The sequence below is a fragment of the Paraburkholderia guartelaensis genome, from assembly GCF_004353905.1.
Taxonomy (GTDB): domain Bacteria; phylum Pseudomonadota; class Gammaproteobacteria; order Burkholderiales; family Burkholderiaceae; genus Paraburkholderia; species Paraburkholderia guartelaensis.
Window position 1 is genome coordinate 1 of the sequence record NZ_SMOD01000003.1, and the last position, 20,805, is coordinate 20,805.

19 protein-coding genes and 3 pseudogenes are annotated in these 20,805 nt (G+C 59.8%); 9 read left to right on the forward strand and 13 right to left on the reverse strand.

Going from position 1 to position 20,805, the window contains the following annotated elements; translation table 11 throughout:
- From E1N52_RS04440 to E1N52_RS44760, 6 genes and pseudogenes are all read left to right on the forward strand, one after another.
- A pseudogene (locus tag E1N52_RS04440) lies at positions 1-174 on the forward strand (IS5/IS1182 family transposase); the annotation flags it as partial.
- 520 nt (positions 175-694) lie between these two features.
- On the forward strand, positions 695-970 hold the full coding sequence (locus E1N52_RS04445; protein ID WP_133180578.1) for a hypothetical protein: 276 nt from the start codon (positions 695-697) through the stop codon (positions 968-970).
- A gap of 408 nt (positions 971-1,378) precedes the next feature.
- Positions 1,379-2,446, forward strand: a complete 1,068-nt coding sequence (locus E1N52_RS04450) for a surface-adhesin E family protein (RefSeq protein WP_133180580.1) — start codon at positions 1,379-1,381, stop codon at positions 2,444-2,446.
- Between the two features lie 183 nt (positions 2,447-2,629).
- Positions 2,630-2,905: a hypothetical protein gene (locus E1N52_RS04455; protein ID WP_133180582.1), complete on the forward strand. Its 276-nt coding sequence runs from the start codon at positions 2,630-2,632 to the stop codon at positions 2,903-2,905.
- A gap of 1,034 nt (positions 2,906-3,939) precedes the next feature.
- Positions 3,940-5,985 carry an FUSC family protein gene (locus E1N52_RS04460; protein WP_133181178.1) on the forward strand — a complete coding sequence of 682 codons (2,046 nt, stop codon included), beginning with the start codon at positions 3,940-3,942 and terminating at the stop codon, positions 5,983-5,985.
- Between the two features lie 263 nt (positions 5,986-6,248).
- Positions 6,249-6,437: pseudogene (locus E1N52_RS44760) on the forward strand (hypothetical protein); the annotation flags it as partial.
- 22 nt (positions 6,438-6,459) lie between these two features.
- On the opposite strand, the gene E1N52_RS04470 reads toward E1N52_RS44760, so the two are convergent.
- The 4 genes and pseudogenes from E1N52_RS04470 to E1N52_RS04485 all read right to left on the reverse strand — a co-directional run bounded on the left by E1N52_RS04470 (position 6,460) and on the right by E1N52_RS04485 (position 9,406).
- On the reverse strand, positions 6,460-7,719 hold the full coding sequence (locus E1N52_RS04470; protein ID WP_133180584.1) for a GNAT family N-acetyltransferase: 1,260 nt from the start codon (positions 7,717-7,719) through the stop codon (positions 6,460-6,462).
- Positions 7,720-7,975: 256 nt separating this feature from the next.
- Positions 7,976-8,158, reverse strand: a pseudogene (locus E1N52_RS44765) (Na+/H+ antiporter); the annotation flags it as partial.
- Entirely contained in the window at positions 8,155-8,622 is a 468-nt protein-coding gene (locus E1N52_RS04480; RefSeq protein WP_133180586.1) for a potassium channel family protein, read from the reverse strand. The gene E1N52_RS04480 and the pseudogene E1N52_RS44765, both read right to left, overlap by 4 nt.
- A 103-nt stretch (positions 8,623-8,725) precedes the next feature.
- Positions 8,726-9,406 (reverse strand): VIT1/CCC1 transporter family protein, encoded by a 681-nt coding sequence (locus tag E1N52_RS04485; protein WP_133180588.1) that lies wholly within the window; start codon positions 9,404-9,406, stop codon positions 8,726-8,728.
- A 339-nt stretch (positions 9,407-9,745) separates the two neighbouring features.
- On the opposite strand from E1N52_RS04485, the gene E1N52_RS04490 reads away from it, so the two are divergent.
- Positions 9,746-10,183 (forward strand): potassium channel family protein, encoded by a 438-nt coding sequence (locus tag E1N52_RS04490; RefSeq protein WP_133180590.1) that lies wholly within the window; start codon positions 9,746-9,748, stop codon positions 10,181-10,183.
- Here the strand turns inward: E1N52_RS04490 and E1N52_RS45515 are convergent.
- Positions 10,152-10,373 (reverse strand): diguanylate cyclase domain-containing protein, encoded by a 222-nt coding sequence (locus E1N52_RS45515; protein WP_133180592.1) that lies wholly within the window; start codon positions 10,371-10,373, stop codon positions 10,152-10,154. The two genes, E1N52_RS04490 and E1N52_RS45515, sit on opposite strands and share 32 nt — an antisense overlap.
- 872 nt (positions 10,374-11,245) lie before the next feature.
- Here E1N52_RS45515 and E1N52_RS04500 point away from each other — a divergent pair.
- Positions 11,246-11,833, forward strand: a complete 588-nt coding sequence (locus tag E1N52_RS04500) for a BPSL1445 family SYLF domain-containing lipoprotein (protein ID WP_133180594.1) — start codon at positions 11,246-11,248, stop codon at positions 11,831-11,833.
- A gap of 243 nt (positions 11,834-12,076) precedes the next feature.
- Here E1N52_RS04500 and E1N52_RS45755 read toward each other — a convergent pair whose 3' ends face one another.
- From E1N52_RS45755 to E1N52_RS04545, 8 genes are all read right to left on the reverse strand, one after another.
- Positions 12,077-12,400, reverse strand: a complete 324-nt coding sequence (locus E1N52_RS45755) for a four-helix bundle copper-binding protein (RefSeq protein WP_133180596.1) — start codon at positions 12,398-12,400, stop codon at positions 12,077-12,079.
- Positions 12,401-12,981: 581 nt separating this feature from the next.
- Positions 12,982-14,229: an MFS transporter gene (locus tag E1N52_RS04515; RefSeq protein ID WP_133180598.1), complete on the reverse strand. Its 1,248-nt coding sequence runs from the start codon at positions 14,227-14,229 to the stop codon at positions 12,982-12,984.
- 17 nt (positions 14,230-14,246) lie between these two features.
- Positions 14,247-14,996 carry an SDR family NAD(P)-dependent oxidoreductase gene (locus E1N52_RS04520; protein ID WP_133180600.1) on the reverse strand — a complete coding sequence of 250 codons (750 nt, stop codon included), beginning with the start codon at positions 14,994-14,996 and terminating at the stop codon, positions 14,247-14,249.
- Positions 14,997-15,048: 52 nt separating this feature from the next.
- Entirely contained in the window at positions 15,049-15,894 is an 846-nt protein-coding gene (locus E1N52_RS04525) for an alpha/beta fold hydrolase (RefSeq protein ID WP_133180601.1), read from the reverse strand.
- A gap of 372 nt (positions 15,895-16,266) precedes the next feature.
- Positions 16,267-17,013, reverse strand: a complete 747-nt coding sequence (locus E1N52_RS04530; protein ID WP_133180603.1) for an SDR family NAD(P)-dependent oxidoreductase — start codon at positions 17,011-17,013, stop codon at positions 16,267-16,269.
- A 42-nt stretch (positions 17,014-17,055) separates the two neighbouring features.
- On the reverse strand, positions 17,056-17,466 hold the full coding sequence (locus tag E1N52_RS04535; protein ID WP_133180604.1) for a DUF427 domain-containing protein: 411 nt from the start codon (positions 17,464-17,466) through the stop codon (positions 17,056-17,058).
- A 58-nt stretch (positions 17,467-17,524) separates the two neighbouring features.
- Positions 17,525-18,730, reverse strand: coding sequence for an MFS transporter (locus E1N52_RS04540; RefSeq protein WP_133180606.1), 1,206 nt, complete (start codon positions 18,728-18,730; stop codon positions 17,525-17,527).
- A gap of 62 nt (positions 18,731-18,792) precedes the next feature.
- On the reverse strand, positions 18,793-19,539 hold the full coding sequence (locus E1N52_RS04545) for an SDR family NAD(P)-dependent oxidoreductase (protein WP_133180608.1): 747 nt from the start codon (positions 19,537-19,539) through the stop codon (positions 18,793-18,795).
- A gap of 155 nt (positions 19,540-19,694) precedes the next feature.
- Here E1N52_RS04545 and E1N52_RS04550 point away from each other — a divergent pair, with 155 nt between their 5' ends.
- Complete coding sequence (locus tag E1N52_RS04550) at positions 19,695-20,576, forward strand: LysR family transcriptional regulator (protein ID WP_133180609.1); 882 nt, start codon at positions 19,695-19,697, stop codon at positions 20,574-20,576.
- Positions 20,577-20,805 lie beyond the last annotated feature (229 nt).

The following is a 20,805-nucleotide window of genomic DNA, read 5'->3' on the forward strand; positions in this document are numbered from 1 at the left end:
CACGTGTTCGGTACGCTCAAGCACTGGATGGGGTCGACGCACTTCCTGATGCGAAGACTTGGTCACGTCGCCACCGAAATGAACTTGCATGTACTGGCGTACAACCTCAAGCGCGTCATCGGGATACTGGGATTCGCGAAAGCAATGCGGGCCATGAAGCTGGCCGGCGCGTGATCTCACGCATCGACGCTTCGAATGGCTCGGTGCAATCAGCCCCGTCGTTCGATCTCAGCGCTGGGTGAACGCGTTCGCTCCGATGCTCGCGGCTCGAACCGGCGTTTTTACACAGCCTCGGCCATGACTGGACACTCGGCCGATGTGGCTAAACCGTTGACAATGCGGTTGGCGCCCACGTTCGCCGTCACCTTGCCGCTACCCAGATGCAGCAACGCACGGGTATCGCAACCTTCGGCCGAATTGGATTTTTACATTCCCCCTTCAAAATCATCAGGGAGATCACTTAACTCTCGATATAAGGCAATAGAACACAGCACGACGCAAAACAGAAAAATTGGTACAAGCATCCCGAATGCTTCCTCCCCCCTTCCATTTATTTCCCAAAGTATTGAAAATGCAAAATAGAAAATAGAAAATAGACAAAGTAAATATTGCCAAATAAAAGCGCGAGAATAATTGCTTTCTGCTTAGTCTTGCCTTCCCATTTAGCGTTCGGCGCGCCTTGATCACCTGATAGATGAAAAATACGGCGCAAAACAAAAATACAGGAATCAACCTCCCGAACGCCGCACCAAAGGCTAGACCTCTCGCAATCGAGACAACGATTGAAAATACCACCAACGATGTTATGAGGGGTGTTTTTTCGCGTATTCTCGCGAATGCTATTTTGCTTGCTTCCAGCATGACTGCCTCTGTGTCTTTGAATTACAGCTTGAATAGCTGCGCCCGTGGATCAATGTTTCAGCCAGAATACGATCGCTCCAATCGGAACGGCAATGTTGTGAATGATTGACTCACACGATCCGGCGCGGAATGCACGCATTACAGTTAACGGCTACTTTGCGGAAAACCGAAGGACCCCTTGCGGGTCGGTTATGCCGGTTGCATGAGACGTGGGCCCGGGCGAGCGGCGTGCCCGGTCGTGGGACGCAGTGCGGCCATGACCGGTCATCCAGCGTCGTCGGCTAAATTCCGAACAATTTCCGCAATCATGGGGCGTGTGTGGACCTCAATCGGATCAATTTACGCTCGACCATGCTTCTGAACATCACTGCTTGATCGTCGAGTTCGTGTTGTGACTTCGATCTCATTCGGTTCAAGAACTCAGAAACTTTGCCGTTAATTGCAGAGATAGGGCCGAAACGGAAGGTATGATTCGACCAATCACAATTCATAATTCTTGCCGACACCAACATCGATCATGAAGGCGACAATGCAGCTGCAATTTTTCCGCATCACGTTCTCTATCGCCTTCCTATGTCTCAGTGGCATTAGTCAAGCAGCACAGTCCGCTGATCCGCTATCGACACTCCCTGCCGATCCTCAACAAACCACGCAACCGCAGTGGGTCAAAGCGGTACCACCATACCCCTTAACACTGTTTTCCAAAGCTGAAGTGGATTTGAACTCCGTTAAGCAAGGTGACAACGGTCAAATAACTGCTTGGGAAAGAGACACCTACGAGGAACTGCAGCAGCCTTCAACTGACTATGCGTTCCAGATTGGTGAAGCTCATTATTTAATCGATTGCAATGATGGAAAATACACGTCTCTAGCAGTTAATACAAGAAGAGCGAATGGAGACCTAGTTAGGTCCGTCCCAATGCCCGAGTCCGTACAAAAATACATGGCCGACGTCCCGCCTGATTCATTGATTAGTGCCGAAGTGACTCTCGCCTGTGCGCAGGCAAAGAAGAATTGGTCTATTGATCAACTCTATGATTTGCACATTAAGCCAAAATACGTCGCCACGATCACACCTCTTACATCACAAGAAAAAGAGAAAATAGGTCAAGCGATAGCCCAACGGAAGGAAACCGACAAACGTAATGCCCCCGTCGCTGAACCACTACTGACCGCACAAAATGGAAAAAACGTATGCCACACGATGAACGGAGTTGATGGAAACCCGTCTTCCTATGAATTGTGTGATGCACAGGGCATGTTCTCGCATGACGTCTATAGCGTTCGGATCGGAGGAATTATTTTTCTTCGAGGAATCGATGACGATGCGACCAAAGGCATTGACGGTGTGTTCTATGGTAGTCCACTTCGACTCCAATGCGAGCCGGTCAATCAGTTGGCAGATGGTGTAACGAATAAAACTATAGAAGGTGCCATTCAGGCCGATAGGATGTCGTCGAAAAAAATCTCGTTCGATGATGAAGTGAGGTTCGCGATACTGACCAATGTAGTCGAGATCGGGAGGCATTGCACACTGAGCAATACGGACGGCGTCATGGCAAAGCTTGACGTTGTTTCTCCGTAGCGAAGCAAGTTGTGGCAACAGGCGTCTTGCGCGGATGTCCGTAGTTGAGAAAACTGGATGTCTCTTGTGGGTCGATCACGGCCGACGGCGTCGGGCGGTAGTCGGCCGTGAACAGTCGGTCGACGAAGCAACATAGATCGTCGACAATGTACCGCGATTCAGCGCCCAAGCCTCCAGACGCCCATGATCCACGACTATGATCTTTCGGTTATCTTGCCTCGTCTCAGCGGCCCTCTTCGCGAGCTACTCGACGCCGAGCTTTCTATTGGTAACACCATGGTCGAGATCAGCAGTGGTTGGCCAATGCCAAACGTGAATGTCTGGCTAAAGAACCCCCTGAGTCGAAAATATTTGGCCAATTACCCAGACCTCGAATACGCCTATCTCGGCGACCCGAGAAACTGGCTGGAGCATTACATTGACACCCAGATCGGAGCGATGGTTGCAGCCGAGTGCTAGCGCCTGATCCGTCAGGCTCTTGCGCCGGTGGCGTAGAGATGATCGACGCAGTATGCACTTCCATTCAACTGATTCTTCTTACAGCCGCTCCACATGCATTTCGCCGCTGTATTCTCTCCACGCGACTGAGCAAGATACTCCTTACGTAGGGCCTCGTCTGAGGCACTCCAGCCTTCCGCATCTGCGACCTTCACCGCAAACTGAATCTGATACTTTTCCCATTCATCAACAGCCCATAGTTGCCCACACGTCGGACATCGCAAGAGCGCCCGCCAGTGCGCAGCATCCACGTTTCGGAAGCCGGGGAAACAGTGCCGGCAAAGTTCCGTCAATCCTTCGTATTGCCGGATGGTCGCAGCAATCACATTTCATGTGCTTACTTTCGCCGCTCATCGCTGCAAGACCGTAACGGCTATAGCACGGATCAACTCATCAACACTTGCCCGTTCCGCTTCGGAAATCTCCGTTCGACAGTCGGTTCGCAGTGCGCGTAGCGCTTCGTGGAGCTCACCCCAATCATCCGTCAGGCCATTTGTTAGCGGCCAGGCGTGCAACAAGTGGCGCAAGGGACGTGCTGCGCGCCGTTCGCACCAAACGTCGAACAGTTCGGAGCATCCAGCGTTGATGTCGTCAGGAAACATTGATCGGTGTTCATCAGGTAACGTTGAGGAGGCTATGAATGATGCATCATTTCGAATGACCGCTCACTCATTAGCAGGCGCCTCATGAAAGGAAGGGTCGGCCAGTTCCCGTCATTCGCCGACCGCGGCGGGCGACCACTCGAGTGTCGCCTTCCCACTCATTAGCAGGCGCCTCATGAAAGGAAGGGTGTAGCACCCAGTTCCGCCTCGATACAGAGAAGCGTACTGTGAGCGGCCCAGCAGAGTGTTCGCAGCCTTACGGCCTCGGCGTGCACGCACTCATGTATGATCGACCAGGCAGATTTCGGTGAAGCACAGCACACTGTTGGCCGTATCACTGCGAGCCCGGCAGGTCTACCAGGCGAGAGACTGTTCTCACACGCGATTCCCCAGATGAATTTCCCTTCGCTGCGCGACTGGATTTTTTCTCTAAAGACCTTCTTCGCGGGGATGCTCGCGCTCTACATCGCGTTTTACTTCGACCTTCCGAGACCTTACTGGGCGTTGGCGTCGGTCTATATCGTATCGAACCCGTTTGTCGGTGCAACACGGTCAAAGGCGCTTTATCGCACGCTCGGCACTGTGCTTGGCGCGGTCGCCGCCGTTGCACTCGTGCCGCCTTTCGCGGAGACGCCTTATCTATTGAGTGCGTTGATCGCGATATGGACCGGTGTGTTCGTGTACATTTCGATCTCGACGCGAGCCGCACGCAATTACGTTTTTCTGCTCGCCAGCTATTCGCTGTCCGTCATTGCGCTACCGGCATTGTCGAATCCGTTGAGCATCTTCGATGTGGCCGTGGCGCGGACCGAAGAAATCACGCTCGGCATCGTCTGTGCGAGCATCGTCGGCAGCGTCTTTTTCCCGAACCGGCTCGCGCCAACGCTGATCGAGCGAACCAACTCGTGGTTCCGCGAGGCTGCTCTCTACGGGAAAGAGTCGATGGCGGGGCGGGTTGCGGGAGCGCTTGTTACAGGAAGCCGCCAGAAGATGGCGTTGAGTGTGCGCGGCTTCGAATTCCTGTTGAGCCAGTTGGCCTACGATCATGTCAGCCCGGCGATTCTCGTTCGCAGCGAGCAACTGCATGGCCGAATGCAGCTGATACTGCCCATTACCGCGGCACTTGCGGACATCCTCGCGACCGCGCAGAAGTCAGAGCGCGTCAGTCCGCCGGGATTCGCCGAACTGCTGCGCGATCTTGAGCGCTGGATCGACGCGCCACTCAGCGAGGATCCCGAGCGCGAGGCGCCGCTATTCCGCAAGCGCATTACGCAACTGGATCCGGCCTGCAACGAACTGACGACATGGCAGGCGGCACTATTATCCAGCGCACTCTCGCGCTTGCGGCAACTGGTCGATCTGTGGGTCGATTGCCGGACTTTGCGCCGGATCGTTGTTCACGATAGCGGGCACTGGAGGCCGCGATATCGGCATTGGCGGATCGGCACGCGGCACGCGTTTCTCGACCAGGGACTTGCCGTGTTCTCCGCTACCTCGGCGGCGCTGGTCATCTTCGTTTCGTCGTGCCTATGGATTGCTTCGGGTTGGCAGGACGGTGCGGCGGCGGTGTCGTTAGGCGCCATCGGCGTCTGCTTCTTCGCCGCGCTCGACGAGCCTGTGCCGATGATGATCACTTTCCTGAAGTGCGCGACGCTCGGCGTGGTCATTTCAGCGCTCTATCTGTTTGTCGTGTTGCCGAGCGGCCAGGAGTTCCCTCTGCTCGTCATTCTCTTCTCGTTCCTGTTCGTTCCGCTCGGACTGTTGATGTCACGTCCAAAATGGGCTTTGATATCGACGCTCGTGGCGTTGACGACCGCAACCTTTCTCGGCATCGACAGCGTCTATGATGCCAACATTCTGAGCTTCCTGAACGGCAATCTTGCGGGTCTGGCCGGCGTGATGTTCGCTTCGGTGATGACAGGGGTCATCCGTCCGTTCGGAATGGATGCGGCGACTGCGCGACTGATCAGGTCCAGCTGGAGGGATGTCGTTTTAAGCGGGTCCGCATTATCGCTCGATCAGCAGCGCGATCTGAACGCGCGCATGCTCGACCGACTCATGCAGCTTATTCCGCGCGTGGCGGCCAGCGACGACTACAAACACCCGTCTACCGAGAGCCTGCGCGACATGCGTGTTGCGCTCAATACACTCGACCTGCGCCGATTCTCGGGCAAAATATCTGGAGAGTTGCCAGTCGTGTTGAACCGCGTGCTCGACGACGTGCGGTCGCACTATGAACGATGCCTCGAATCTGGCGAGCGGCAACCCGTACCGCCCATGCTTGCAGTCGACGTCGATGCCGCCGTCACGCGGATCATGGCCGGCTTCGCGGCCGCCCCCGATGAGCCTGGCTACAAGCTGCGCAAAGGCGTGCTGCATGCGCTCATCGGACTCCGGCTGTCGCTGTTACCAGGTGCGACACCCGTTGACGCTCCCTGAGCGGGAACGGTCATCATCCTGCACCTCACTCTTCGCGGGTGCACAAACGTCAGTGCGCTCGCTCAATCCGTAGTCGACGCTTGCGTCAGCCCAGTGGAGGTGGCTCGCCGTTAAGCCGGTCAGGGGCATATACGAGCAGCCGACGCACGCCGAAAACGCACTGAGATGACAGCATGGGTGACCGCTATTCCGCCAGAAGCGCCCTCCTGCCTCGCGGAAGCTGATGACTGGAGAGGGTCGATATGACCCATTCGCTCTCACCCGAGCCACCTACCGGTCGACCGATGACACTGCGCAATGCACTGGCCTTCTCACGCAATCGCGTGACTGCCCAGCTCATGCAGCGGGAGGGCCCGGGAAAGGTCGCGGCGCTCCCACGTCTGCTGGGCGTGCGCGAGAGCCCCCTTGATGTCGTGCCATCGCTCGCCCTTGGCACGAGCCCGGTGCGAATTGGATTTGTGCGACCGCCGCTCCCTACCGCGTGCGCCCCACGGCACTGCTGCTCGCCTCGCCCTTCGCTGTGCCGCCTGGCGGCTGCAGCATGGCGCCGAGGACGGGCAGCCGGTCGCTGGCGAACGTGCGAACTTTGCGAAGGACGCGTCGGATCTGCGCCGCTACAATCGGCAATTCGGCGAGCCGTCCGCGCAATGTGAGCATGACGAAATGCGACTCGTGTCGGCTTCTGCGGTTTGACCAGCGTTCCTTGTAGACGGAAAAGAATGGCCGGAAGTCGAAATCGCGACCGTTAGCGTACGCCCATCGCACGATGCAATCGACGAGCAGATTGCCAACTGAGCACGTGGCATACGCTTCGTCATAGGTCGTGATGAAATACTCGATAGTGCGCGGACCGACCAGATTAACCGATGCTGCAACCGGTACGCCGTCGACCTTCACGAATGTGACGAGTGGTGTCGCCACGAGATCAATTCGTCCCGCGAGGTCGATGAAGAAGTCGCGAACCTGATCGTCCATCAGAAATGGCGTATCTAGGCCCCGGGCAAGTGCCCAGCAGCGCTTGTTCGCAAAGAGCCAGGTAAGCACCTCGCGGGCGTCAGTTGCGCTTTGGCACCAGCCGTACTGGACAGCGCCGCGGTCGGCAAGGCGCCTTGCGTGACGGCGGAGGTGACCACGCAGCGACTCGGGCCGCGTTGCGAGAAAGGCATCATAGGTGGCGAACCCTGAAAGCGCAATCGAGTAGCTGTCCACGCCGCGCCAGCGCGCGGGTATCGCCCCCATCACCCACGATTGGGGCACGCAGGACAGCGCCGACGTCACCAGGTCGTCGAGCCCGACCAGCCATATCTCCAGCAAGTCGGCGTCAACATGGCGCACCGCGTCGAGCGCTGCGGCATAGAAGCGTACATCGGTGGGATCGACGACGAGCGGCCCACCGTACTCCTGGTCGTTTCCGCAGCCGAGCATAGATGCAACCCGGCATGCACCCCGTCGTGCGATCATCACCGGCCAAAGGGCGACGAGTTCGGCGCCTTCATACACCAGCGCTACGCTGACGGTCGCGCCGCGTGCGAATGCGTGGACCGCTGCCACTTCGCAGTACGTAAAATTAAGACCCGGCGGCCAGTGGATGACGAGTGCGTCCCAAGCCGGCCGCAGGCGTATGAAGTCCGCTGATGAGCGGCACACGTGGATCTCGTGGTGAATCCTGTTCGCGCCCGGACGGGCGGAAACGTCAGGGCGGGAAGCGACGAATTCGATCGGCGCGTTTCGCATGGCGTGTCTCCGAAGTTAGATGTGGCGGAGCATCAAACTGACGATTACATTGCCTTTTCAAGCTCTCCCGGTTTGTGCTTCTTAAAAGTCCTTGTCGGAAAATATGCCCGACTGATACATATAGTTCTCCAAAATAACGCGTAAAAGACCCGTGAGCCGGCGTATTGCTTCATTTTGGCGGGAAGCGCCTGGACGCGACCCAAACGTCTGTTGATCTTACGATAGCGGCGATTCCGTGGACTTAACACCGAAGAGCCGCGAAGAGTAACGTGTGGATGAAGAGCACCAGAAACAGTTGGGGGTCGAAGGTGACGTACAACCCGAACTTTGGCCAGGCAAGCAATGCACCGATTGCGATCTGGACGAACGGCAATGTCAACTAGCCGCGCAGAGGCCGCACGACGACGCCCAATATAGCGACCGCGAGCAGCAGGATCAAAACGGCGAAGACGATTTCCGTCGGGGCCGTCGACAGTGAGAATTCGAGCCTGGTCTAACTATTAGCTCACCGGGACAACAGACCTGGCGCCGTTTGCCACCGTTTTGTACCGCCTCATTGACACCGCGAACCGCCGCGGCAGCGACCGTACACGCAATCAGAATGCCCAGCACGCCGAGCGACGTCGAGGCGATGCGGCCAATGGTTGTGGTTGGCACGATATTGCGGTAGCCAAACGTGATCGCCCTCATCGCGCAGAAGTAGAAGGTTTCCCAAAACGAGGAAGGACTTCCGCTTCCAGAGTCGATCGGACCACCGAAGTAATACATTGCGAAGGAAAGCAGGAGGTAAAGCACAAGCAGATATGAGAACAAGACACGCAAGTCCCGGAGTGCCATGGAGAATTCCGTCACGACGTGGCGAGTTGTCAGCGGAGCGTGAGCGGAATTGCTGGCGTTCTTCATGACGCTAACCTCTCACAGTATCGCGCGTCGCGCTGCAAATGTGCGGAGTCTCTACCCGCACATGGAAAACGGACCGGGACGTTCTGGAACGGCACGGAGGCGGCTAGCCACCTAACTTAATGATTGCCATCGTAAGCAGAATGCCAAGCGCGATCATTGCGACACCGGCTTTCATCGCTCCTGCGCCGGTGTAGCGCCCCAGCGCAAAGCCGGCGATGAAAAGCATGGCGAGTGTGAGCACGCGCGAGGCGATGAGCGCCGTTGTGACATCCCTGATGATGAGAAACGGCACCGCGACCGGAAACGTTCCCAGGACAACAAGCAGAAAGATGCCAAGTGCGCCGATAAAGTCACCACTGACAAAATTCGCCCGAGGTGGAAGTGTCGATGCGGCTGCGAGGCGCGAGCGGATCCGCTCGAGGTCGGCATCGTCAACGAGCGACTCCAACTTCTCAGGCAATGCGTCGCGCAACACGCGCACCGCGACCGCCTGGTTTTGCTCGCGCTTCACGGCCTGCGCGAGTTTCAGGCGCTGCCCCCGATCGACGAGCGTGCGTACGAGATACATCACGGCGTCGGCGAGGCCCCATGCGAGATTGCATCCGAGCGCGGCGAAGAACATCTTGTAGCCTTCATCTTCGCCCGCGTTGACTGCCTTGACGGCGCCGACAAACGTCAGGGCCATGAACAAGCCAAAACATATTTCGCAGACGCGATCAACGGTATTGAGTATCGGTTCACGCCGTTTGGGTTCGGCGTGTCCGGCCGGCGTGATAGTGCTCATATGTGGCCTCGACCCAAGGTATACAACGAGACGTTGAGCTAGCTGCCAACGTGGACCGCTGGTACGAGCAGTATATGAAAGAGCCGACAGTTTGATACCCTTATTTTGCCGAACCAGGAACGGCGGGCGCCGCAGTCGAGGCCCGAGGCCGGCCTGATTCGGCTGGCCGTTCATTGCACACTGAAGTGAATGTTCGCAAGCAAGCCACGCGCGAATTGTCTGCCGCGTATAGGTGGCGCGTGCAGCGGGTCGTGCGACGCGCCCTCTCCGGTCCTGCATTAAGCAAATGGAGAGGAAGCCATTTCTGGCGATGCGTGCCTTCTGAAGACGGAGTCAATCATGCTGCACAACGTACTGGCCGCCGCTCCTGTCATGGTCCTGTGCCTGCTGCTGCAAGGCGTGGTCGTAGCCATCTGCCTGCGCCGCTACGCGCGGTTCAGGAGTGGCGTTCAGGGCCAGGATGTGCTGTGGGTCGATGTTGTGCTATTGGTAACCGTGATGCTGCTGACCTTGCTCTGTAATTTCGCCCAGATGGCAATCTGGGCTGCGCTATTCATGTTATTGGGCGAGTTCTCCGATTTCGGCACAGCTCTCTATCACTCGGCGGTCAACTTCATCACGCTGGGCTACGGCGATATTGTCATGTCCAAGCAGTGGCGGATGCTTGGCCCAATCGAAGCGGCCAATGGCATCCTTATGTTCGGAGTCTCGACCTCCGTGATGACGGCTGCGGTCATGGATGTGATTAAGTACCATTCCCGCGTGCAGCAGCAGTAGCTGCGAGAGCATGTACATGCAAGTTGCCGGGACGTCCGACTGTGTGCCCCCAGACATCATTGACCCTCTTGAAGTGGTCAATATCGATCATGAGAAGCGAGATGCATCGCTCGGCGTGTCGCCCCCGTACGAGCACATTGAATTCCTCGTCCAGACGCCGACGATTCGCAAGACGAGTCAGCGGGTCCATCCGCGACAATGCCCTCAACTGATCGCTGAGTGCGATTTGTCGGGCAAGAAGTTGGTCGACAACGAGAAGCGTGGCCCAGAGAAGAAACCCCGCAACAACCAGATTCCGGCAAATACCGCGCTGGTCAGTCGGACTGCCGAGAGGAAGACTACATCCGCGGGGACGTAATCGATCAGAACCAGGTCCGCGCTCGGCAGTTCCTCGACGGGGCTTCTTCCAATACGCCGTCAGTTCCAACCGGGGACAAGGTGAGGAGGTCGTCGACTCTCACTTGATCCCCGTTCCGCAAGGCGAACATCCGTGAACCCGTAATGTTCGAACTACGGCGTCTGATGAACATTGGCCTATAGTCCTGGACCGGAGCTGCGGGCACGGCGCGCGGCGCGCGGCCGCCAATCGTTGCTCAAGCCATCAGGTTGGAACAATGCGGTTGCGCACCGCCTCCCCAGGACTTTGCTCCCCATTGGGCCTCCGCATCGATCCCGCCAAGTGCGAATTCGGGCCGCCCGAGCTTTTTCGCCGCAGTCGCAGCCTGTCGGCTGGATCGCCACATTGGACTTAAGTCCTATTGCGCAACGCCCGACTCTGCCAAATATTGTTGGCGTGGCGACATGCCGCTAGCTCAGTCGAGCCACAACCTCGCGTTACAGTCCGATCGCTCACGTCGAGGCGATCGAACCACCTGCAATAGCCGGCCCATGACCGGCTCGATCCGTCCGCTTCACGTTACCTGGCTTTCCGACGATATTAACGACCAGAATCCGCCTCGTGCCCACAACATACCCAATGCATCGATTACAGGAATCAAAGGTACCACGCCGGCTAGTCACCAGAAGTAGCGAATCCGAACTTAACCCTTGATGGAGGCGAACATGCACAGAAGATCTTTTCTGAGCACAGGTGCGGCAACGTTAGCGATCGTGGGAGCAGCGCTGATCAAAGCCCCGACGATGATGACTGAAGCCGTTGCCGCAGAGTCCGATGCAGCGAAACGTCACGAAATCGACACTCAGGTCAACGAGACACTGTCGCGGCTGTTCGAGACCGTCAAAGGCTCGAAAGAGCTTGTCTCCAAGGCGAACGGCGTACTCGTATTTCCGTCGGTGATCAAGGCCGGGTTCATCGCCGGCGGCGAATACGGCAAAGGCGCTTTGCGGGTAGCCGGGAAAACGGTCGGCTACTACAGCACGGCTGCGGGTTCATTCGGCCTGCAGGCAGGCGCTCAATCGAAGGCCGTCATTTTCCTGTTCATGACGCATGAAGCGCTTAACAGCTTCCGCAACTCGAAAGGCTGGTCAGTCGGCGGTGAAGGCTCGGTTGCACTGCTGAAGGTCGGCGCAAATGGCGAGATCGATACCACAACGGCCACTGCACCTGTCGAAGCCATAGTGCTCACAAATGCAGGTCTGATGGGAGACGTGTCGCTGGCTGGCACCAAGATTTCTCGACTGAAAATTTGAAGTCGTTCGCGTTAGCGTAGTTGGCGCGTCCCTTGCGGTCACACCGGCGAAAGACCGCTGCCCCCGGCAACAGGTCCAGAGGCACCAACGAGACTTTCCGTGGGTGCCTCGATGAACCGCATCTTGATGCCGGTGCAGGCCGTCTTCTCCGCCTTTGCATTCGGAGGGTGTGCGGGAACGCCACCAACCGCTGACGCGTCGAGATATTGGAACCGCGCCGTGACACGTACGGACGCGGGGGCATCAGATTTCCCGGCAGGCTTCGGCGCATACGCGGCAAGCATCGCTGCATGTGCCAAAGTGCTCAGGCGCGTGACGGCCGCATTCCTCTGCACACTCATGGCAGATCCGCGCGCACAGTGCACAAAGTTCGGGGGCGAGATGGCTCTGCCGGGATAGCGCGGCCGACGTGAAGCGGCACATGGACGCGCAATCGGCATTGAGTCGAATGCACTTGGTCATCGCTGCGACGCCCGGGTCTTCGAGGCACGCCGATGCGCAGCGGTCGCAAGCGGCGGCGCATGCATCGCATGCGTCGATGCATGACTGGTAGGCTTCAGTGTTCATGGTGCGTCTCCAGTTTCCGGCGAGGTCACGCGTCTCCTACGCTCCTCGTCAGGCTGACGGTCTGGTCCAGGATCCGAGCGGCGGATTACTCTGAGGAATGGGAAGCAAGACTGCTTACCCCATTTCGTTAAGAGACAACTATCGGGAAGACTTTCTCCCGATATGGACCTGACCAGACCTTGCGGATAATGACCTCGCAGTTAAGCACATGCAGGACCAAATCTCTGCCCTGCCGATACAGGGTTCCCTCTTCCAACCGGTGCATGGGCTCGAATGGCTTGCCGCTGCCCATGGTCGTTTCGAGGAACAGGGGCCATTCGTCCAGGCCTAGGCCAAGATCCTTGGCAGTAGTCGAATACTCTACCTCGGCATCGAAGTGGACGACGCCCTTGAGATGGCGGAGCAAACCGAAGTATGAAGGAGCACCGGCCGGCGAGCGATCGCTTGTCGGCCAAATGGCGACATTCGCCGTGCTTTGTTTGTAGCACTATGAACGGCTCCGGTTCACCTGCGAAGAGCCATACAGGTTGGCAAGAGCCCCGACCCGCCAGACAGCGGTGCACGGCCAGAAGGATAGACAGTCAGCCCGAGGCCGTGCCACGCAGGCCTAGCGCGAGTCCGATCGTGGCGACGCTCAAGGCAGCGATGACGGCTGCGCCCAGATATACAGCAAAGCCAAGGCCGTTGACCGTTGCGACGCGTCCCAGAATCGGTGCGAGTATGCCAACGGCCAGATAACCGAGGAGATACAGAGCCGACAGGGTCCCACCTCGTCGTTCGACGGGGGTTGCGCGGTTGATGACTTCGAGGGCGCTCAGGAACAGCAGGCTGTAGCCGGCACCCGTCATGGCGGTCGCAGACAGGAAAAGTGACATGCCGTGAAGGGCGGTTGCGATAGCAAGCAACCCCATGCCTGCACCGGACGCCGCAGCCCCCACAATCATTGCTACCCGGGTCGACAGTGATTTGCCCAGCAGACTAACGACGCCGGACGTGATGGCGAAGACCGCGAGGATCGAGCCGTTGATGAGCGTGTTCGGGGACTGGACCAGGTCGTGCGCGATCTGTCCGCCGAGCGACAGGATCATGACGCCGTGGGTATAGGCCGTGATCATGGCAAACGCAGCGACCATGAAGGCCTTTCGGGCGCGCTGAGGCACCGACGGCAAACTGGGCGTCCAGCCGCCTGCGGCGTCGCGCTCTACCTGCTGGGGCAGGAACCACGTGACAATGAACAACGCTGCGATCAGGAGGGCCAGCAGCCAGAAAACCAGATGCAAGGGCCACGGCGCGTATTGAGTGAGTGTGCCTCCGAGGATGAGCGCGGCTGCAAAGCCCGCGGCCTGGGCGGCAGTGGCAACCACGGAGGCTCGCCGGGGCGCACCGCCTTCGTTGAATTCGACCATCGCGGCAGTTGCCGGGCCGGCCGTCAGGCCAACGCCAACGCCCATGAATGCCCGTGCCACGAAGAGCCATGAAACATCGTTCGCGAGCGCAAGAATCAGTGCACCGAGGAAGGAAGCGCCCAGACCGAGCAGCATCGTCGCCCTTCGGCCGATCTGGTCGGAAAGGCCGCCGAAAAGGATAAGCACGCTGACAACCACGATCGGGTAGATCGCGAAGATTTCGGCCGTAGTTGTCGAGGTGAGATGCCATTCCCGTGCGTAGAGCCGATACGTCATGGCGGGCGCCGCGCTGGTCCAGAGGGTGTGCGCGACCACGCCGGCCGAGACCCAGAAGCTGGCCCGGCTGTCGAGCGTGACAAGCGTGTACCGACGGGTGGCGCTCCCTCGATTCGCGGGAACGGTGGAGCATGGTACCTCGATCATGACCGCCTCCCGGGGTGTCAGAGCTTCGACCCGCCATCGACACGCAGCGTGTCACCCGTCATCCAGCGCGCCGCGTCGGATGCGAGGAACAGGGCTGCGCCTGCGATGTCGTCGGGCTGCGCCACGCGCTTGAGGGCCTGCATGCCAAGCGTGTAGTCTCGCCCCGCGTCGGTTTTGGCGAAGTTCGACATGTCGGTTTCAACGACGCCCGGCGCGACGGCGTTCACGCGAATGCCACGTTCGCCAAGCGCTGCGGCGAAATGCTTGACCAGTGTGTCGATTGCGCCCTTGCTCGCGGCGTAGGCCGACAGGTTGCCAACCGCAGCGCGGGCAGCAAGAGAGGACAGCAGGATTACGCTGCTGCCCTCGCCCAGCACAGGCAGCAGTTGCTGGACGAGGAAGTAGGGGGCGCGCACATTGACGGCGAACAGCCGGTCGAAATCCTCTACCGTCGTCTCCGCGATGGATGAGGCCTTCGAGATGCCGGCATTCGCAACGAGAATGTCGAGGCGCTCGCCAATCAGCTCGCGTACCCGACGGGCCAGTTCATGAGGGCCGTTCGCTGCGCTCAGGTCTGCCGCAACCTTTTCGGCAGAACCGCCCGACGCGCGGATCGACTCGACGACGGAATTCGCGGCCTTTTCGTCGCTGCCGAAGTGCACGAGCACGCGTACGCCTGCTGCTGCCAGAGCCAGCGCGGTTGCGCGGCCGATGCCACGTGAAGCGCCGGTGACGAGCGCGGTCTTGCCATAAAGATTAGTAGTCACAATTAACTCCTGTTGAACTCGAGGTCGAAATGTCGAAGGTTCGACTTGCGGCTTAGGAAAGGAACCTGGAAACGTCTTCCACGAAACGCTCGGGATACTGATAGAGCGAGCCGTGATTGGCGTCTGGATAGATGGTCAGTTGGGCATTCGGGATGTGCTGACGCAGGATCAACGAATTGACCGTGTAGATGATCACGTCGTTGTCGCCATTCACAACAAGGGTTGGCTGACCGAGTGCCGACAGGTACGCGTACGGCTTGTCTTGCGGCTTGCCCCATTTGGCGAGAGCGGCAAGCTGGGCCGGCGCCACGGCATCGTTGGCCGCCGGATCACGGTTCTCCGTGCGACGGCGGAAGCGTTCGAGGAACGCGCGCCCGGCCGCCTGGCTGGGCTCGGTCGGCGAGAAATGCACGCGCAGCCAGAGGTGATCGGGTTCGGCATAGGTTGCACCGAAGATTTCCTGGGCTTCTGGCGTCAGCGAGGCCATAGCTTCTCCGCTGCGCGGGCCGGTTCCAACGAGGATCAGGCGGCGGACCAGCGTGGGCTCCGCTATGGCAAGTGTCTGGGCAATCAGGCCGCCCATCGAGAAACCCAGTACATCGACCTGCTCGAGGCCGAGTGCGCGAACGAAAGCGGCAGCATTGGCGGCCATTTCCTCAATCGACTCCGGAACGCTGCCCGAGCTGCTCGAAATGCCGGCGTTGTTGAACAGGATGACCTCACGTCCGGCGGCGAGGCCGTCGGTCACGGCGGGATCCCAGTGATCCATGGTGCCGGTGAAGTGGATGTTCATCACAAGCGGCACGCCGATGGGATTCCCAAAACGACGGTAGGCGAACCGGATGCCGTTTGCTTCGACGTACTGCGTCGGTGCGGTCTGGTGCGTATGGCGGGTCATGATTGCGATCCTTTCAGGTGTAAGTTCAGCAGTTGTTTTTCCGGTATGTCTGAGATGCATGGGGTGCCGCGTTTGCAATCCAGTCACCCGCCAGGAAATCCCGTAGGGCGGTGCCTGTTGATGGGTAATGTATGCGCGGGCCGGCAAGAGGAAAAAGCCTTTGTAGGCAAGCGGTCATGCCACACGGGCATGGGTACGTATGCCGGCGCTCGCCTGCGCGGATCAGGACGGAAAACGTTCGCCGAACATGGGCAAGCCGCTGAGGGACTGCGCCACACTGGCCTCGTCCTGGAGCACGCCCCAGTGTTCGGCCAGCCGGCCATTCTCGAAACGCACGATATCGGCGGCAATCCACGCGGTTAGCCTGTGGGTTCAGGCGGTCCTGCAGCCGTTGACTCGCAGGATTTCGCCGGTCATGTAGCTGGCCTTACCCGATCCGACGAAAACGATAGCCTCGGCGATTTCCTCCGGCGTTCCGGCTCGTTTGAGCGGAACGCCCGACAACATCGCGGCCTTGCGCTCGCTCGAGCCGGTCAGCCGGGTGAGCATCTCCGTATCGATGGGACCCGGCGCAACGGCATTCACGCGCACGCCGGAGGCGGCCGCTTCCAATGCAGCGGACTTCGTGAGGCCTTCGACGGCATGCTTGCTGGCCGTGTAGATAGACATGCCAGCAGCGCCGCGCAGCCCCATCGTCGAAGACACGTTGACGATGCTGCCGCGCTGCTGGGCCATCATCACGCGCAGCTCGTGCTTCATCGCGAGCAAGGTGCCAAGCACGTTGGCGTCGAAGACGGCTGCGTAGCGCTCGGGCGTCTGCTCCGTAACCGGGCCCGACTCCCCTTCGACGCCGGCCGCGTTGACGGCGATGTCGAGTTGACCAAAGCGTGCGACGGTGCCCTTGACTAGCGCTTCGACCTGCTCTTCATGGCGAACGTCCGCCTGGATGAATTCGGCTTCGATGCCGGTTGAGCGCAGTTCTTGCGCAAGCTTTTCGCCGACTTCAGCCCTGCGGCCGGCAAGCACGACGCGAGCTTTGTCGCGTGCGAAGGCGAAGGCCGTGGCGCGGCCAATACCGGACAGTGCGCCGGTGATCAATACGACAGGTGCGTCACTCATGTTGCCTCTCCTGTTGCATAGAGTTCTGTGCGGGGAACGGAATTAGCCGGAAATCGCGTCGGCGGGCAGAGCCTCGATCGCGTCGATACGGTCGGGGTAGAACGCCAGATGCTCGCGGATCGGTGCAACGGCTGCGTGAGGCTGCTCATAGGTCCAGACAGCATTGATGCCTCTTTCGCCGGCGGACGGGATCGAGAAGTAGGCGCAATCGCCCTTGTACGGGCACCAGGTGGCGTGGTCGGTGCGATCGAGCATTGTCATGTCGACGTCCTTGCGCGGGACGTAGATGACCGCCGGGTAGCGTGCCTCGCGCAGCGTCAGCGCCTCACGGGTGTCGACGATCACCTTGCCGCCGGCCTTGACGACGATCCTCGACGGATGGCGTTCAATGGTGATCGGATGGTCGGGGCCCGGAATCTTGACGGGTTTGTCGTGCGGATGCGTGGTGGACATGATCAACTCCTGGTGGAATAGCGGAGGGCTGCGGGCCGCGCGGCGGCAGCCCGCTGGATTACGCTTGACTGGTCGCGGGCTCGTCGATCCTGCGAAGATGGCCGCCGGTCAGCGCGAGCGTCAGTATCGAGACTACGGCGAGTCCCAGGCCGAAGTACATTGCATTGAAGAGACCGAACCCGTCGAGGATCCGGCCGCCGACGAACGAACCCAGTGCAATCGAGATCTGGAAGTTGGCGACGAACAGTGCCATGCCACCTTCGCGGACTTCGCGGGTTGCCTGCGCCATCCACATCTGCAGTGCGACGGGCAGCGCGCCATACGCGATTCCCCACGCGGCCAGCGCGACCAGCACCCACGGCCGGCTGGTGCCGAGTACGGGTAGCATGGCGAGAGGCAATGCGATAAACAGGATGCTCGCAATCAACGTCATCCTGACGTTACGTTGCCCGGATGAACCACCGATGAAATTACCGAGCAGACCGATGAACGTATAACCAAGCAGCAGCAATGAAATGACCTTGCCGCCAAAGCCCGACACGGTCGCCAGGAACGGGGTGATATAAGTGTAGGTCGCGAAGTGCCCGCACAGGGCGAGCGTCATCGTGATCAGCCCGATGCGGGCCGCTCGGGTACCGAAGATACCGAGCAGATCGCGCGTACTCACCCGATGCTCTACGTGCAGCGACGGCAACGAAACCCACTGTGCCAGCAGCGCCGCAATAGACAGCGCGAGCGCTGCGCCGAACGCGGTGCGCCAGCCAGCCAGGTCGGCGATCAGTGCCCCGGCCGGGCCGCCGATCAGCATGCCGAGCGAGACGCCCGCGAAGATCATCGATGTGGCCCGGCCGACATGCTCCTCCGGCACGAGTCGGTTGCCGAGCCCTACGCTGATCGCCCAGAATCCGCCGATTCCGAATCCGAACATCGCGCGGGCCACGACGAGAACCGCGAAGTTCGGCGCCAGCATGGCCGTCAGATTCGAGATCACAAGTAGCAGGCCCAGGCCCAGCAGCACGCGCCGACGGTCGAAACGTCCGACGGCTACCGTAAGAAACGGCGCGGCGATGGCGGCCAGCAGCCCGGGCGCCGTGACCATGATGCCGGCGGTTCCTTCGGTGACGCTTAGTCCCTGGCTGATATAGCGCAGCAGCCCGACGGGCAGAAATTCAGTTGTACAGAACACGGTCGCGCTGAGTGCGACGGAAAGAATCGCGAGCCAGTTTCGCGTGCGCAGAGGCTGGATTGAGGTGGTTTGCGTCATGATGTATTCCGGTGCGTGATTCGTATCGGGTTGCCAGAATGGCGGCGTCGCGGTTGACGCGCCTAGAGCTTCGAGCCGCCGTCCACATGGAGCGTCGCGCCAGTTGTCCACCTGGCCTGGTCAGAGGCGAGAAAGGTGATCGCAGTGGCGATGTCTTCAGGTTCCGCGAGCCGTTTGATGGCTTGCAGGCCAAGTGTCATGCCGCGGCCTTCGTCGGTGCGGGTGAAGCTCGACATATCGGTTTGCACCACACCGGGCGCGACCGCGTTCACGCGGATGCCGCGCGGTCCGAGGTCAATCGCGAAGTGCCGAACGAGCGTATCGACGGCGCCCTTCGTGGCGGAGTAGGCCGACAGTTCACCCACGGCTGTACGGACCGCGAGCGACGAAAGCAGCGTGATGTTGCTGCCCTTGCACATGATCGGCAGAAGCTGTTGAACGAGAAAATACGGAGCACGGACGTTGACGGCGAACAGTTCGTCGAAAGCTTCGACACCGGTTTCCTCGAGCGCGGCGGCCTTCGCGATGGCTGCGTTGGCAACGAGAATATCGAGGCGTTCGCCGACGATGGTCCGGACCTGGCGCGCGAGCCTGTGCGGTCCGTCGGGTTCGGCCAGATCGGCCTGAATGGCATGCGCACGGCTGCCCGCCGCAGCGATTTCGGCAACGACAGTCGTGGCTTCACGTGCGCTGTGACCATAGTGAACGAGGATCTGGGCACCGGCCTGCGCGAGCGCAAGCGCCGTGGCGCGTCCGATGCCACGCGAAGCGCCCGTAACGAGCGCGGTCTTTCCCGCGAGGGTCTTCATGATCGTGTCCTTCCGGCAGCTAACTAACGTTGAGGCGAGAGACGGTTCGTCCTCTGCTGGAATCGAACGATAGATGGCACTTGCATGGGCGAAAAAGACTTTGTAAGCTGGCCGCCATACCTGGCAGGCATGACTTCCCGGAAAGGACTTCGCGCATGGAACTGCGACATCTGCGCTATTTCGTTGCTGTGGCAGAAGAAGGCAGCCTGACCGTTGCCGCGGAGCGGCGTCTTTTTACGTCCCAGCCATCCCTCAGCCGCCAGATCCGGGACCTCGAGTACGAGGTCGGTGCGCAGCTGTTTGTGCGCAGCGCGCGTGGCATCGAGCTGACCGATGCCGGCAAGGCATTTCTGGATCATGCGCGCCTGGCCCTGGCGCAGGTCGACGCGGCGTGCGAGGCCGCGCGGCGAGCGGCGCGGCCGGCCAAGCTGACGTTTGCGGTCGGTTTTCTGAGCGGCCAGGAAGTGACGTGGCTCGGCGAAGCGACGCGTGTTCTCGCGGCCGACCTGCAGACCCTCGAGATGACGGTATCGAGCGAACACTCCCCGGATCTGGCGGAAGGACTGTCAACGGGCCGGCTGGACATCGCATTCATGCGCGCCGAATCCAACCGGCCCGACCTCGAGTACGTGACCGTCGCGCGCGAACCTTTCGTCGTGCTGATGCCTAGCGATCATCATCTGGCGGACCGCGAGGAAATCGACGTGCATGAACTGGCAGGGGAGCCGTTCATCAGCGGCTCGGACGTGGCCGGTCCGATGCGCCGCGCAATCGAGAACTATCTGGCGGCGAACGATCTCGCCATCGAGCCAGCACATCGTGTCCACAACCTCACGATGGCGATGTCGCTGATCGCTTCGACGAGAGGGGTTGCGCTGCTGCCGGCCTATGCCGAAAACCTGCTGCCCTGGTCGGTGACAAGCCGGCCGCTCAAGGGCGAACCGCCGACGATTGAACTGGTGGTCGGCTATAACCGGAACAACCGCTCGCCGATCCTGTCGACCTTTCTGTCGCGCATCGATCAGATCAGGCGATAGGTGCACGACGCGGCGACAGAGACGGTCGCGCGATGCTATCGGAAGCATTCACCCACGCTCGCACCCGCCGCCCGGTTCTTCAGCCGGCCGAGTGACCGTTGGTTAGTCGCGAACAACCACAACGGTCCAATGACCCGACCGAAGTAAATGGGTCGCGAAGCGCCTCTCGTGCGGCGGTCATATTACGCCCCGTCGCGTCGCGGCGGCCTACACCCGGCTATGTACGGAA

What these genes read in the sequence shown, in the direction of transcription:
- E1N52_RS04445 (WP_133180578.1), top strand. Translation starts at nt 695, where the DNA reads ATGAAAAATACGGCGCAAAACAAAAATACAGGAATCAACCTCCCGAAC.
- E1N52_RS04450 (WP_133180580.1), top strand. Translation starts at nt 1,379, where the DNA reads ATGAAGGCGACAATGCAGCTGCAATTTTTCCGCATCACGTTCTCTATC.
- E1N52_RS04455 (WP_133180582.1), top strand. Translation starts at nt 2,630, where the DNA reads ATGATCCACGACTATGATCTTTCGGTTATCTTGCCTCGTCTCAGCGGC.
- E1N52_RS04460 (WP_133181178.1), top strand. Translation starts at nt 3,940, where the DNA reads ATGAATTTCCCTTCGCTGCGCGACTGGATTTTTTCTCTAAAGACCTTC.
- E1N52_RS04470 (WP_133180584.1), bottom strand. Translation starts at nt 7,719, where the DNA reads ATGCGAAACGCGCCGATCGAATTCGTCGCTTCCCGCCCTGACGTTTCC.
- E1N52_RS04480 (WP_133180586.1), bottom strand. Translation starts at nt 8,622, where the DNA reads ATGAAGAACGCCAGCAATTCCGCTCACGCTCCGCTGACAACTCGCCAC.
- E1N52_RS04485 (WP_133180588.1), bottom strand. Translation starts at nt 9,406, where the DNA reads ATGAGCACTATCACGCCGGCCGGACACGCCGAACCCAAACGGCGTGAA.
- E1N52_RS04490 (WP_133180590.1), top strand. Translation starts at nt 9,746, where the DNA reads ATGCTGCACAACGTACTGGCCGCCGCTCCTGTCATGGTCCTGTGCCTG.
- E1N52_RS45515 (WP_133180592.1), bottom strand. Translation starts at nt 10,373, where the DNA reads ATGGACCCGCTGACTCGTCTTGCGAATCGTCGGCGTCTGGACGAGGAA.
- E1N52_RS04500 (WP_133180594.1), top strand. Translation starts at nt 11,246, where the DNA reads ATGCACAGAAGATCTTTTCTGAGCACAGGTGCGGCAACGTTAGCGATC.
- E1N52_RS45755 (WP_133180596.1), bottom strand. Translation starts at nt 12,400, where the DNA reads ATGAACACTGAAGCCTACCAGTCATGCATCGACGCATGCGATGCATGC.
- E1N52_RS04515 (WP_133180598.1), bottom strand. Translation starts at nt 14,229, where the DNA reads ATGATCGAGGTACCATGCTCCACCGTTCCCGCGAATCGAGGGAGCGCC.
- E1N52_RS04525 (WP_133180601.1), bottom strand. Translation starts at nt 15,894, where the DNA reads ATGACCCGCCATACGCACCAGACCGCACCGACGCAGTACGTCGAAGCA.
- E1N52_RS04530 (WP_133180603.1), bottom strand. Translation starts at nt 17,013, where the DNA reads ATGAGTGACGCACCTGTCGTATTGATCACCGGCGCACTGTCCGGTATT.
- E1N52_RS04535 (WP_133180604.1), bottom strand. Translation starts at nt 17,466, where the DNA reads ATGTCCACCACGCATCCGCACGACAAACCCGTCAAGATTCCGGGCCCC.
- E1N52_RS04540 (WP_133180606.1), bottom strand. Translation starts at nt 18,730, where the DNA reads ATGACGCAAACCACCTCAATCCAGCCTCTGCGCACGCGAAACTGGCTC.
- E1N52_RS04545 (WP_133180608.1), bottom strand. Translation starts at nt 19,539, where the DNA reads ATGAAGACCCTCGCGGGAAAGACCGCGCTCGTTACGGGCGCTTCGCGT.
- E1N52_RS04550 (WP_133180609.1), top strand. Translation starts at nt 19,695, where the DNA reads ATGGAACTGCGACATCTGCGCTATTTCGTTGCTGTGGCAGAAGAAGGC.